The organism is Paenibacillus tyrphae, assembly GCF_024158745.1.
GTDB classification, from domain to species: Bacteria; Bacillota; Bacilli; order Paenibacillales; family NBRC-103111; genus Paenibacillus_G; species Paenibacillus_G tyrfis_A.
This window is the reverse complement of the sequence record NZ_JAMZAW010000030.1, coordinates 64899-78120: the sequence shown is the minus strand read 5'-3', so window position 1 is coordinate 78120 and position 13222 is coordinate 64899. Positions and strand designations below refer to the sequence as shown.

At 55.2% G+C, this 13222-nt stretch carries 14 protein-coding genes; 12 read left to right on the top strand and 2 right to left on the bottom strand.

The features are described from left to right. The first annotated feature begins 5 nt into the window (after positions 1-5). From NI000_RS31435 to NI000_RS31425, 3 genes are all read left to right on the top strand, one after another. Complete coding sequence (locus NI000_RS31435; protein ID WP_253415297.1) at positions 6-1082, top strand: sensor histidine kinase; 1077 nt, start codon at positions 6-8, stop codon at positions 1080-1082. Next, complete coding sequence (locus NI000_RS31430) at positions 1063-1710, top strand: response regulator (RefSeq protein ID WP_025847297.1); 648 nt, start codon at positions 1063-1065, stop codon at positions 1708-1710. Before NI000_RS31435 ends, NI000_RS31430 begins: the two co-directional genes overlap by 20 nt. Positions 1711-1975: 265 nt before the next feature. After that, positions 1976-2257, top strand: coding sequence for a hypothetical protein (locus tag NI000_RS31425; RefSeq protein ID WP_253415296.1), 282 nt, complete (start codon positions 1976-1978; stop codon positions 2255-2257). A 17-nt stretch (positions 2258-2274) separates the two neighbouring features. Here NI000_RS31425 and NI000_RS31420 read toward each other — a convergent pair whose 3' ends face one another. Further along, positions 2275-2970, bottom strand: a complete 696-nt coding sequence (locus NI000_RS31420; RefSeq protein ID WP_253415295.1) for a hypothetical protein — start codon at positions 2968-2970, stop codon at positions 2275-2277. 350 nt (positions 2971-3320) lie between these two features. Here NI000_RS31420 and NI000_RS31415 point away from each other — a divergent pair, with 350 nt between their 5' ends. Continuing rightward, positions 3321-3767, top strand: a complete 447-nt coding sequence (locus NI000_RS31415; protein ID WP_253415294.1) for a GNAT family N-acetyltransferase — start codon at positions 3321-3323, stop codon at positions 3765-3767. Positions 3768-3846: 79 nt separating this feature from the next. Here the strand turns inward: NI000_RS31415 and NI000_RS31410 are convergent, their stop codons facing one another. Then, positions 3847-4206: a hypothetical protein gene (locus NI000_RS31410; protein WP_253415293.1), complete on the bottom strand. Its 360-nt coding sequence runs from the start codon at positions 4204-4206 to the stop codon at positions 3847-3849. A 235-nt stretch (positions 4207-4441) separates the two neighbouring features. On the opposite strand from NI000_RS31410, the gene zwf reads away from it, so the two are divergent. The 8 genes from zwf to NI000_RS31370 all read left to right on the top strand — a co-directional run bounded on the left by zwf (position 4442) and on the right by NI000_RS31370 (position 13197). Beyond that, complete coding sequence (gene zwf, locus NI000_RS31405) at positions 4442-5962, top strand: glucose-6-phosphate dehydrogenase (protein ID WP_253415292.1); 1521 nt, start codon at positions 4442-4444, stop codon at positions 5960-5962. 147 nt (positions 5963-6109) lie between these two features. After that, a complete protein-coding gene (locus NI000_RS31400) occupies positions 6110-7162 on the top strand; it encodes a metallophosphoesterase family protein (RefSeq protein WP_253415291.1) in 1053 nt (350 codons plus the stop codon). A gap of 74 nt (positions 7163-7236) precedes the next feature. Then, on the top strand, positions 7237-8820 hold the full coding sequence (locus NI000_RS31395) for a peptide chain release factor 3 (RefSeq protein ID WP_253415290.1): 1584 nt from the start codon (positions 7237-7239) through the stop codon (positions 8818-8820). A 142-nt stretch (positions 8821-8962) separates the two neighbouring features. Continuing rightward, positions 8963-9238: a hypothetical protein gene (locus NI000_RS31390; RefSeq protein WP_253415289.1), complete on the top strand. Its 276-nt coding sequence runs from the start codon at positions 8963-8965 to the stop codon at positions 9236-9238. 208 nt (positions 9239-9446) lie between these two features. Further along, positions 9447-10127 carry a response regulator transcription factor gene (locus tag NI000_RS31385; RefSeq protein ID WP_253415288.1) on the top strand — a complete coding sequence of 227 codons (681 nt, stop codon included), beginning with the start codon at positions 9447-9449 and terminating at the stop codon, positions 10125-10127. Beyond that, entirely contained in the window at positions 10124-11533 is a 1410-nt protein-coding gene (locus NI000_RS31380; protein WP_253415287.1) for a HAMP domain-containing sensor histidine kinase, read from the top strand. The genes NI000_RS31385 and NI000_RS31380 overlap by 4 nt, the downstream gene beginning before the upstream one ends. A gap of 33 nt (positions 11534-11566) precedes the next feature. Further along, positions 11567-12154 carry an undecaprenyl-diphosphatase gene (locus NI000_RS31375; RefSeq protein ID WP_253415286.1) on the top strand — a complete coding sequence of 196 codons (588 nt, stop codon included), beginning with the start codon at positions 11567-11569 and terminating at the stop codon, positions 12152-12154. 218 nt (positions 12155-12372) lie between these two features. Next, complete coding sequence (locus tag NI000_RS31370) at positions 12373-13197, top strand: YheC/YheD family protein (RefSeq protein ID WP_309247950.1); 825 nt, start codon at positions 12373-12375, stop codon at positions 13195-13197. Positions 13198-13222 lie beyond the last annotated feature (25 nt).

Below are 13222 nucleotides of genomic sequence, written 5' to 3'. Positions count from 1 at the left end.
CAGGAATGGACGGACATGACAAGCGGTTAACCAACATGATATGGCGAAGCATGGCGGAGTCCATTGGGCTCAGCCTTGTTTTGTTTGCCGTGATCGTTTATTTCCTGCAGTCGAACGGCTACTTGAACGCTTTCGAAACGTGGCAGGAAGGCGTGCGCATGAGCCTGACGCTGATTGCGATCGTTGCAGCGGTCGGAGGCTCGTACGGCTTGTGGTATAGCAGCCGGATGAAGCACCGGCTGGAGACGCTGCGCGAAGTGATGCTGTCGCTGGAAAAGGGCAACCTGAGCCGTTCGGTGCCGCCGCTCGGCGAGGATGAGATCGGCCGGCTCGGCGATCAATTGAATGCGATCACCAAAAAATGGGAAGATCAAGTTTCCTCGCTGCAGCGTTTGTCCAGCAATAATGCCCAGCTGGCGCAAAAAGCGAAATATTCGGCTATCGTGGAAGAGCGGCAGCGGCTGGCAAGGGAGCTGCACGACGCCGTGAGCCAGCAGCTCTTCGCGATCTCGATGACGGCGACGGCCGTCGGCCGGACGTTGGACAAAGATTTCGAGAAGGCGCAGCGGCAAATTTTCCTCATTGAGGAAATGGCCTCGGTAGCGCAGTCGGAAATGCGCGCTTTGCTGCTTCATCTGCGTCCCGTGCATCTGGAAGGCAAACGTCTGGCCGAAGGCTTGATCGAGCTGGTGCAGGAGCTGTCTTCGAAAGTGCCGATGCAGATCGACTGCGAGCTGACCGAAGACATCAAGCTGCCGAACGGGATTGAGGATCACCTGTTCCGTATCGTACAGGAGGCGTTATCCAATGCGCTTCGCCACTCCAAAGCGACAAAGCTGGAGGTGAAGCTGACCCAGCCGTCAAGCGATGCGGTGCGGCTGCTCATTCGGGATAACGGCGTCGGCTTCGAGCTCGATATGAAAAAACAAGCTTCGTACGGGCTGGTGACGATGCGGGAGCGGGTGAACGAAATTGGAGGCTCGCTCAACTTAATCACGGCGCCGGGCAAAGGAACGCGCATTGAAATTCGCATTCCGATTATGGCGGAAGGAGGACTTGAGATTGGAAGAGACGACGATTAAAGTGCTGCTGGTCGACGATCATGAAATGGTTCGCATCGGTCTTGCCGCCGTGCTGAGCACGGAGGACGATATCGAGGTGGTCGGCGAAGCGAGCGGAGGGCAGGAAGGCATCCGGCTGGCATTGGAATACAAGCCGGACGTGGTGCTGATGGATTTGGTCATGGAGGGCATGGACGGCATCGAGACGACCAGGCGTCTGCTGCAGCAGCACCCGGAATGCAAGGTGATCGTGCTGACCAGCTTTATTGACGACGAAAAGATTTACCCCGTGATCGAAGCGGGAGCGTTCAGCTACTTGCTGAAAACGTCGCGTGCCGCCGAAATCGCCCAAGCGATCCGCTCGGCCGTCAAAGGCCAGTCGGTGCTGGAATCCCAAGTCGCTTCCAAGCTGATGAATCGCTTCCGCGGGCCGAAGCAGGCTGCGCAGCCGCATGAAGAATTGACCGAACGCGAGATGGAGGTGCTCCGGCTCATTGCCGCAGGCAAGTCCAATCAGGACGTGGCCGACGAGCTGTTCATCGGGGTCAAAACGGTCAAGTTTCACGTCACCAACATTTTGGCTAAGCTTGGGGTGGAGGACCGCACGCAGGCCGCCATTTATGCGTACAAGAACGGTTTGGTCGAGTAATATCACGGTAATAAGCTCTCAAGAGGCCCCGAAGATGTCGGGATTGCCTACTTGGGAGCTTTTTTTGCTTGCATGTCGTATTTTGGAGCCTTTTGCGATATTCAATTTTAAAGTTTTCTTAATAAATGTGAGTTTTGACACGTTTCATGCGTCTATATAGATATAGATGCTCCAAGTCGAGGAATCCGTTCCGTTTGTCGGATCACAGGAATAGTAAAATATATACAACGGATCATGGACATCAAGGAGAGGAGATGAGAGCCGGATGAACGGATTAGCCGTTAAAAACCGGAATGAAACCAGCATTCCATTAACGTTCGGGGAAAAAACGGAGCTGTTGAAGCGGTACGAAGTGTATTGCTATCAGGTCGCTTTCTATTTATTGCAGCAGGAGGCGGGAGCGCGCCTCGCCGCCGAGGAAGCGCTGCTCGCCTTATACAAGCTGGACGGTTTCTTTGCTCTGCCGGAGCACGAGCGCAAGGAAAAAGTGAAGGCTGCCGCCATCCGGCACGCATTGGCGGTACGAAGCGGACGCCAGCCTTCTTGATGCACGAACGAAGCTTCTTAATAGCGAACATTCATAAGAATGCCCTTGAGCGGCGGAACAGGCCAATAGCTGTGCGGCCGTTTGCCCGGCAGCGCGGTATAGTGACCGAAGGCGCGGGCTTCCGAATCGTGCCGCTCCAGCAGGTCCGCCGGAGGGATGGCATGCAGGGCGGCAGCCGCCTGCGTCAGGCGCAATATCCAACCGTCGATGCCCTGAAGCACGGCATTCGCATGCTTGTCCCCGCCGTCGAGCTGCGTCTGCAGCTTATGCTCGTCCAAGCTTAAGGTGCCGTCGGCCTGCGGGATCACGCCCAGCCGGTCAAGCTCTTCCTCGGCGGGGGCGCCGAGCCCCTGCTTTCTCCATGCGGGCCGCAGAAGGACGCCGGCTTCGGACAAGGCGTTCGCCAGCTCGTTGTAGCCTCCGACAAGCCCTTCTACCAGCCGGAGCGATGCGCCGTTGCTTTGCAGGGCGGCTCTGGCGTTCTCCGCCGTTTCTTTCAAGGTGCCTGCCGCCGTGACGATGGTTCTTGCATCCCCTGCCGCCCGCTCGGCAAAGCGGTCAAACGCATAGGAGGGTTGTCCCGTTCCTTTCTGCGGTCGTCCACGGTAACGTTTGCCTGTTAAGTCTTCTTGTCTTCTGTGTCGGTCTTCCAAGGCAAACCACTGCTTATGAATTTGATACGAACGAATCACGCTCTGAATCGGAGCGATCATGCCCGATCACCTCACTGTCAATGGAACATTTTTCTTTACATTATAGCGGAAGACATTCCGCTCGTAAACGGATACATGCTTGACAGGCTGCAAAAGGATGCAGTATGATGATTTATCAATCAAAACCTGTCAAAGGAGCTCGCGTCAGCACATGAATTGGGTTCAATGGATTGTTATCGCCGCCGTTTTGCTTGTCAGCGTGCTGTTTATGATGTTTGTCGGCAAAAAGTACAAAAAGTAACGCGGCATGCTTTTTTTTTTGCCTCGCGATTATTTCTTCTTAACGTTCCGCTACCGCCTGTCATACGATAAAGTACTTAAACTTTATGCGCAGAAAGGCGGTCTTAGCCATGCTCCGAAAACGCATTCCCCGGCAGGACGACGGCATTATATACGGATTGGTGGAAAAGCTGCTCCTTCCCTTTGCGCGGCAAACGGTACCCGATCTTCGCGTGAGCCGTACGGATATCCTCAAACGGCTGAAATCCTGCGTCACCTACGTCGATACCGCGGCCGGACGCTTGCCGGTCGGATTTATTGCGCTGCGCGTGGATCGGGATAAGCGCCTGTCTGTCGATATGCTGGCGGTGAACCCAAAGTTCCAGGGCCGCGGAATTGGCACGCGCTTGATGCATCAGGCGGAGCGTACGGCGGGGGACCGGGGATGCCGTGAAGTGGTTCTATGGGTGGACGATGCGAATACGCAAGCTCAGACTTTCTATGTACAAAAAGGCTACGATACGGTTCACTACGACGCCAGGCTTCGCTGTTATATGATGATGAAGCGGCTGGGCTAGCCGCAGATGCCGCCGACACCAAGGCTCTCCCGAACGATGGCGGGGAAAGCCTTGGTGTTGTTGCGTTATGCTGGCGGCGTTAGCTGGGCACGATCAGGGCCCCGACACTAGCGACGTCCAATTCAAAGGGACTGCCAAACAGCTCGGAGTCCGGATAAGGCACGGGGAACGCTTCGTTCGCGGCGGTTGTTGTCGGCTTGTCGGATTTTTTCGTTTGGGCGCGGGCTTTTCCGAGACTGCTGCTGTTTGCTCCGCTTCGTTTGCTTTTGGCGGACGCATTTGATTGAATGCCGGCCGCCGTCTCGTTCAAATAGAGCTTTCCTTTGTCCAACCGGCTGAGCGTGCCGACAAGCTCCGTACCGTCCTTCAATATAATGAAAACCGGTTGGCCGTAATACGGCCTGCATTGTTCTTCGTTAATCGGATGAATCGGTCTCACGCGAGGTCACCTCCGAAGTTGAGTTCTACACTTCAGACTATGCGGCATTTGTGCCGGTTGTACGGGACAAATGTCCCGTATGCGCATGCCTATTTTCCGTGAACGCGCTTGCATTCGACAGAGTATTGAATCTCTTGTCGGTTTTCGATATGCTAAAGGGGTAAAGGGAACGGACAGGAAACAATTGCCGTTCCTTATCTCCTATTCTCTATAGAAAGAACGAGGACCTGAAGCCATGACGAGTGCCGTGTTTTTGATTTTCGGAGCGACCGGGGACTTGGCCCGGCGCAAGTTATTCCCGGCGTTTTACAGCCTGTACCGTGAGCGCAAGCTGGGCGACCGATTTGCGGTAATCGGCCTCGCGCGGCGTTCGCGCACGAACGACCAGTTCCGCGACGACGTCTACGAATCGATTCAAGAATTCGCACGCTACAACGTGACGAAGGACGAGCAATGGGATGCATTTGCCGAGCATTTTGAATACATGTCGCTGGACATTAATAACGTTGACGGCTTCCGGCAGCTCCGCGAGCTGACCGACCGGCTCGACGTCAGATTCGATATCGGCGGCAACCGGTTGTTTTACTTGGCCTTGGCGCCGGAGCTGTTCGGTAATGTGTCGCACAATCTCAAGGCGGGCGGACTGCTCGAAGGGGCCGGCTGGCACCGGCTTGTGATCGAGAAGCCGTTCGGCTACGATCTTCCATCCGCTGAGAAGCTGAACACCGAAATCCGCCGGGTGTTCGAGGAGCAGGACATTTACCGCATCGACCATTACCTCGGCAAGGAAATGGTGCAGAACATCAACGTCGTCCGGTTCGCGAACGCCTTTTTCGAGCCGCTGTGGAACAATAAGTACATCGCCAACATTCAAATCACGCTGAGCGAAACCGTAGGCGTGGAAGAACGCGGCGGCTATTACGAGCATTCGGGTGCGCTTCGCGACATGGGACAAAACCATATGCTGCAGATGCTGGCTATCATGGCGATGGAGCCCCCGAGCCGGATGCATCCGGAGGATATCCGCGACGAGAAGGTGAAGGTGTTCCGCAGTCTGCGCGGCTTCCAGACCGCGTCGGAAGTGCGGGCCAATACGGTGCGCGGACAGTACACCGCCGGCAATATCAAAGGCGAGCAGGTGCGCGGCTACCGTGACGAAGACAAGGTCAATCCGGAGTCGACGACGGAGACGTATTTTGCCGCCCGCGTATTCGTGGACAACTTCCGCTGGGCCGGCGTCCCGTTCTATATCCGGACGGGCAAACGATTGCCGGTGAAAACGACGGAAGTGGTCGTCGAGTTCAAGAACGTGCCGAACAACGTTTACTTGTCGCGCAAGCACAAGTTGGAACCGAACCTGCTCGTGTTCCGCGTCAACCCGATGGAAGGCATTTACTTCAAAATGAACGCCAAACAGCCGGGATCGGAAGGAACAATCGTTCCGGTCGCGATGGATTTCTGCCAGAGCTGCCAGGTCGGGCTGAACACGCCGGAAGCGTACGAGCGGCTGCTCTACGACGCCGCCCGCGGGGATTCCACGTACTTCACCCGCTGGGACGAGGTCGCGCTGGCATGGAAATATGTCGACAAAATCGCCTCGGCATGGGGTGAGCGTACGGACGATTTGCACCTGTATACGGCAGGCACTTGGGGACCGGAGCAGGGGCAGCAGCTCGTTGCCGAAGACGGCTTCCGCTGGTGGCCGGTTAACGGGCAGGACGAAGGCGAAGTCACTTGGGGACATACCCAAATGTAATGGCTAGTCGAAAGAAAACCGAAAGAGCAGATCCGGTTGCGCCGGGTTCTGCTCTTTTTTTCTGTCGTATGTTGCGTCTTTTTTTCACCTCTTGAAATATGGTATGATGGAGTGTACAGTGCCGGCTAACGCAAGGGGGATCTTTACATGTCCAGACGCGCTTTTATACGCTGGATGCTCGGACTTCTGGTCATGATCGGGGCGGCGCTCACAGGACTGATCAAGCTGCTGCAGCAATCGGCCGACCGGCAGACGGTCGGCGGGGCACAAGCGCCGGACGGCATCGCGCTGCCAAAGACGGAACCGGGGACGAATCCCGATCCGGCAGCGCCATTGTTCTCGTTCATGATTCTCAGCGATTTGCACGTGTCGCCTGACGATCCTAATACGGTCCGGCATTTGAAGCAAGCGCTTGACGATATAAAGCAGTTCGAATCGCCGGTCGAGGCGCTGGTGCTGACGGGCGACGTGACCGACTACGGGCGGGATAGGGACTACAAAGAGCTGAAAAAAACGTTGTCCGCTTACAAGCTGCCCCCGGTTTACGCCAACATGGGCAACCACGATTATTATGACATTTGGATCGACCGGAAAGGGGCTTTCAATAAAGACACGATGCCCAACGGCAAGACCGACTGGCAATCGCGCGAGCGGTTCCAGAAGTTTTTCGGGTTGTCGAAGCCTTATCACGACGCTTGGGAGAAAGGGTATCACTTGATCCTGCTGTCGCAGGAGGCTTATGTGCAGGAGAAGCCCGAGGTAGGCGAAGGGGCATGGTATTCCGACGAACAATTGGATTGGTTGAAGGAACGGCTGGCTTCGCACAAGGACGGCAAGCCCGTCTTCATCATGACCCATCAGCCGCTGCCACCCGCCGGACAAGACGGGGGGATGCACCAATTGATTCCGGCGAAAAAATTCCGCGCGCTCTTGAAGCCTTACAACAACGTGTTCGTGTTCTGCGGGCATCGGCATCAGGATTTTCAAGGCACGGTGGAGCATTATGTCAAAGAAAGCTTTCACTATTTTCATAACTCCTCGGTCGGACGTGTGCTGAACCGCAATTATCAAAATGCGGCCAAGGAGAAGGCGCAAGGATTGTATGTGCAGGTATATCGAGACAAAGTGACGCTGCGCGGCCGGGCGTTCGAATCGGGAACGTGGCTGAAGGAAGCCGACTGGACCGTCAAGCTGACTTGAACTTGCGGTGACATGAAGCTGCTGCAGCTTCCGGACCGCATCACTGAATAAGATTGAGGAAGGAATTAACCGATATGAGCACCGGATTATCCGAGAAATTAAAAGAAGAAGTACAGAAGCGGCGCACCTTCGCCATCATCTCCCACCCCGACGCGGGGAAGACGACCTTGACCGAGAAGCTGCTGCTGTTCGGGGGCGCGATTCGGCTGGCCGGTACGGTCAAAGGGCGCAAAGCGAACCGTCATGCGACGAGCGACTGGATGGAAATCGAAAAGCAGAGAGGGATTTCGGTCACCTCCAGTGTGATGCAGTTCGATTATGAAGGGCATCGTGTCAATATTCTCGACACCCCGGGCCACCAAGACTTCAGCGAAGACACGTATCGAACGTTAACGGCGGCGGACAGCGCCGTCATGCTGATCGACTCGGCCAAAGGGGTCGAGGCCCAAACGAAAAAGCTGTTCCAGGTGTGCCGCAAGCGGGGCATTCCGATCTTCACGTTCATCAACAAGCTGGACCGTGAAGGCCAGAATCCGTTCGATCTGCTCGAAGAGCTGGAGCAGGTGCTGGGTATTCGCTCGTATCCGATGAACTGGCCGATCGGGATGGGCAAACAGTTTCACGGCGTGTACGACCGGAAGCTGACGCAGGTCGAGCTGTTCCAGGGCGACGATCACAAAGAAATCCAAGTGCGCAAAGTAAGCGGCTACGACGACCCGGTCGTGAAGGAAATCGCAGGCGAATTTTTTTACGACCAATTGGTGCAGGATTTGGAGCTGCTCGATGTGGCGGGGGACGAGTTCGACTACGAGAAGGTACAGAAGGGCGAGCTGACGCCCGTGTTCTTCGGCAGTGCGATCAACAATTTCGGCGTGCAGACGTTCCTTGAGAATTTCCTGCAGCTTGCCCCGACGCCAACGCCGCGCAAAAGCAACGAAGGCATGGTCGATCCGCTGCACGAGAAGTTTTCCGGCTATATCTTTAAAATTCAGGCGAACATGAACCCGGCTCACCGCGACCGGATCGCTTTCCTGCGGATTTGCTCCGGCAAATTCGAGCGGGGCATGTCGGTGAAGCACGTGCGGGTCGGCAAAGATATCAAGCTGGCGCAGCCGCAGCAATTTCTCGCGCAGGACCGCGATATCGTCGAGGATGCTTATCCCGGCGACATTATCGGGCTGTTCGACCCGGGTATTTTCCGCATCGGGGATTCGCTGTGCCAAGGCGGCAGCTTGGAATTCGACGAGCTGCCGACGTTCTCCCCGGAGCTGTTCTCCAAAGTGACGGTCAAAAACGCGCTGAAGCACAAGCAGTTCCAGAAGGGCGTGGACCAATTGACCGAGGAGGGCACCATTCAGGTGTTCAAAACGATCGGCTTCGAGGATTTGATTCTCGGCGTCGTCGGACAGCTCCAGTTCGAAGTGTTCGAATACCGGATGAAAGCGGAGTACAGCAGCGAGGTGCAGCTGTCCCGGATGACCTACCAGTTCGCGCGCTGGCTCGTTGGCGACGACATCGATCCGGCCAAGTTCCGGATCAACTCGCAGCTGGTGAAGGATAAGAAGGACAATTACGTCGCGCTGTTCGAGAACGAATACGCGCTGCGCACGGCGATGGAGAAAAATCCGAACTTGAAATTTTTGGAGACCGCGCCTTAATGACGCCGATGATCCGACAAGCAGGCAGCCCTTCGCGGTCTTCATGGACCGAACGAGGGGCTGTTCTTTTTTGCTGGTAGTGGCTAAGTTTGATAAAATAGGGATGCAGTGGAAATAATGGGAACGGGAGGGATGCTTATTTATGAAAAGCAAACCGTACAATCCGTATGAAGATGCCGCCCTTCACGCTACGCAACCGAACCGAACGTTAATTCTGGAGGACCGGAAGCCTTTTAACGATGCGATTCATCATTTTGACGCCGTTCAAGGGGTATCTACGCCCAAGCGTCTGGATCATTACCCCCGACTCATTAAAAATCCGTTCCGCTTATACGTTATCGTCTCGGTAGGATCGATGGCGGTCGCGCTTGTTTATTCCTTAATTCAAAACGTATGGGCTGCCTTGAACGGAGGCTAGACACGCCTTGAATTGCCGGTCGGTTGGGACGCGGAGCCCGGCCGGCCATTTGCTTTTTTGGGGGTTTAGCGGAAGCGAAATTTTTTACTCTTTTCTCATCGAATTTTCATCTTCGTTGTGTATAGTTAAAGCTGCGGCTAAGGGCAATAATAGGTAGCGATACGATTGCCGCTTTTTTACTATTTCTAGCGCAACCAGAGGGAACAGGATGAAAAAGATTCTTATCGTGGAAGACGAGCGAAATTTTGCCCGTTTTATGGAATTGGAATTGATACACCAAGGCTATGCCGTTACCGTCGTCGGAAGCGGTCAGGAAGGTCTGGAAACCGCGACCCGCGATACCTGGGACGCTATTCTCCTTGATGCCATGCTGCCGGGACTGCACGGCTTCGAGGTGTGCCGCGGCATTCGCCGTGCCGGCTTCGCGACGCCCGTCATTATGCTGACGGCCCGCGACAGCGTCATGGATCGCGTATCGGGGCTGGATAGCGGAGCGGACGATTACCTGCCGAAACCGTTCGCGATCGAGGAATTGCTGGCGCGGATTCGGGCGGTAATCCGGCGGAGCAAGCGGGGGACCGGCGCAGCACAAGCGGCGTTGGCGTACCGCGATCTTCAAATCGATCCAGTTGCCGGGACCATAAGCAAGGCCGGACTGGTTCTGGAGCTGACCAAGCGCGAATATGAGCTGCTGCTGGTACTTATGAACCATAGGGACCGGGTATTAAGCCGGGATATGCTGCTTGATCTGGTCTGGGGGTACGACTGCGAAGTCGAGACGAACGTGGTCGATGTGTACGTCCGCTATTTGCGCAACAAAATCGACGATCCCACGCAGCGGAGCTATATTCAAACCGTTCGCGGCATCGGCTACGTTATCCGGTCATGAAAAAGCTGCGAATGCGCTTCACCCGGCTGCCGATCAAATGGCAGATGACCCTATGGTCGGCTTTCATGCTGTTCGTCTTGTTTACGGTCTATAACGCCGTTCAATATATAGGCATCAACCAATGGATGAACAGCCGCGAAGTGGAGTCGGTGCGCAAAACGATGGGCGAGCTGCAAAGTTATTTCACGGAAAAAAGCGATATACTGGATGCCGGACAAATCGTCAGGAGCAGGCATTTTATTCAGAGCATCAATCAAAAAAATCAATTGATCCGGATTTTGGACGGCGAGGGAAGGCCGGTGCTGACGGTGCTTACGGCGCTGCCGGAGGATTGGGTGGCGCCGCGTCCGGTCACGAAGACCGAGCTTGAAAGCGTGTGGCATAAAGAAGAGCATCTGCTCGTTCTGCGCGCCCCGATCGTGTCGGAGAAATTCCGCGGCACGATTGAAATCGTCAGCAATCTGGAGACGTTCGACGAGCTGAAAGGGGTCATCACGCTGGTCATGATTCTGGGCGGTGCCGGGGCGGTGCTGCTGAGCGGCCTGGGCGGCTTGCTTCTGGCCGGGCGGCTGCTGAGACCGGTCCAAAGCATAACGGAAACGATGAGAAGAATCCAGCGGAACGGACTGCAGGAGCGGGTGCCTTTTTACGACAATAAGGATGAGATTTCGGCGCTGGCCCATGTGTTCAACGAGATGATGGATCAATTGGAAACGTCGTTCCGCAAGCAAAAGCAATTCGTAGAAGACGCTTCGCACGAGCTGCGGACCCCGATTGCGATCATTTCCGGACATTTGTCGATGCTGAATCGTTGGGGCAAGCACGACCCGGTTCTCGTAGACGAATCGCTCCGCGCTTCGCTTGAGGAGCTGGAGCGTCTGAAGGGGCTCGTGCAGGAGCTGCTGGAGCTTACCCGTGCGGAAAATGCCAGTCCGGACGGCGTCGCCGAGCTGTTCGATCTGGGAGAAACCATTGCCCAAATCGTGAAGAACGTCTCCGTCGTTCATCCCGAATTCGAGATTACGACGGATGTGGATGCGTTGAAAGGCGTCCAAATCCGGCTGGTTCCCAATCATATCAAACAAATTTTGTTGATTTTGTTGGATAATGCGGTGAAATATTCAACCGAACGAAACAAAATCCACGTTTCAGCCGTCATGGTAGAAGATACTCTGCTTCGCATCGTCATCCGCGATTACGGAATGGGCATTCCGAAAGACGAGGTGGAGCATGTATTCGACCGGTTTTACCGGGTGGACAAAGCCCGCAGCCGCAAACGCGGCGGCAGCGGCCTGGGACTTTCGATCGCCAAGCGGCTCGTCGAGAAATATTATGGGGACATACGTTTGGAAAGCGAAGAAAACCAGGGAACAACGGTGACGGTACAATTGCCGTTCAGCCGTTAACGGAACGGATAACGGGAAGAGGAGAGATCGCGTATGTTATTGAAATGGGACTATGATTTATTCGAAATGATCAACGGCTTGGCTGTGGATCATACGACGCTTAACGTGTGGATGCGCTTTTTCGCGGAATATGCGGAATATTTCTTTTATTTGGGCATCCTTGTGTATTGGTTTACCCGAACACAAGAGAACCGCCGGATGGTGGCTAAAGCGCTCTGTTCCGCTGCTTTGGCGATGGGGGTCGGCTCGCTGATCGGGATGTTGTTTTACCGGAACCGGCCGTTCGTCAGCCACGAGGTTCATCAGTTAATCGAGCATGCGGCCAATGCGTCGTTTCCCAGCAGCCATGCCATCGGCGCTTTCGTCATCGCCACCTCGATCTGGCTGTACCGTCGTAAGGACGGGTCCATCTGGCTTGCGCTGGCCGCATTGATCGCTTTGTCCCGGATTTGGACCGGCGTCCATTATCCGATAGACGTGACCGTCGGAGCACTGCTTGGCATCGGCTCCGCCGTAGCCGTAAACAAGCTGTTCACCCAATGGACGTTCGCCCGGCGCTGGTTGGCCGCGGGCTTGGCTTTTTTTGAAAAAATCGAACGAAAGCTCGGCTATAAATCGTAGAAGCACTTTTGGAGCAGTTGCCTGCATCGGCAGCTGCCTTTTTTTGCGGAAAATCGCCTTACCGTCGGTCTCTGCTTGCTTTGACCGTCTATCGTAGGCCACTATACCTCACCGTACTGCGGCGAGAGGCATACACTATGATGGATGAATGAGGCAGGTTTGGGCTCAGAGGAACCGGATAGCGGGAGCAGAAGGTTCGTCAGGCGCTGCCGAGGGAGATGGGGAAGCTTGGTGCCAGCCGTTCTCCGGCCGAAGGAAGAAAGGTGGATAAAATGAGGAAGAGCAAACCGAATTACAGCAGCTACATCGTAAGCAAATGGGCCAAAACTCGGGCGGTGATTCCGAACCGGAAGCTGGCCAAGTACATTCCCGAGACGCGCAAGCTGAACCGCGATAGCTTGAAGACTATGTTGGACCGGCATGGCATGGTCTATGTCAAGCCGAACAGCGGCACGTACGGCATCGGCGTAATGCGGGTGGAGCGGTTGGCCGGCGAAGGGGGGGCTTACCGTTGTCATATCGGCAAGAAAATTCAAACCTTTGCCCAATACGATGACTTATACAGACATATCGCGGGATTGACCCGAAAACGGATGTATTTGGTGCAAAAAGGCATCCATCTGCTCAAATATAAGAAGCGGCGCTTCGATCTTCGCGTCATGGTACAGAAGACTCCGGCCGGGAACTGGCAGACGACAGGACTGATCGGGCGCGTCGCTGCGCCGGGCAAGGTCGTGACCAATGTGCATAACGGAGGAAAGCTCAAACCCGTAGAGATTTTGCTGCAGGGGCATGCCGGGAGCGCCAAAAAGTCAAGATTAACCTCAAAGCTGCGTACGCTCGGAACTTCCGTTGCGAGACAGCTTCGTACGAAGTATAGAGGGCTCAAGGAAATTGGGCTGGACGTCGCACTGGACGCGAAGCTGCATCCGTGGATTTTGGAGATTAACACGGCTCCCGACCCTTATATATTCCGAAAGCTGAAGGATAAGCGCATCTTCGCGAGAATTTACCGGTACTCCAAAGCATACGGACGGCTCTGAGCAGCCGTCCGTTCTTTATGAAGGA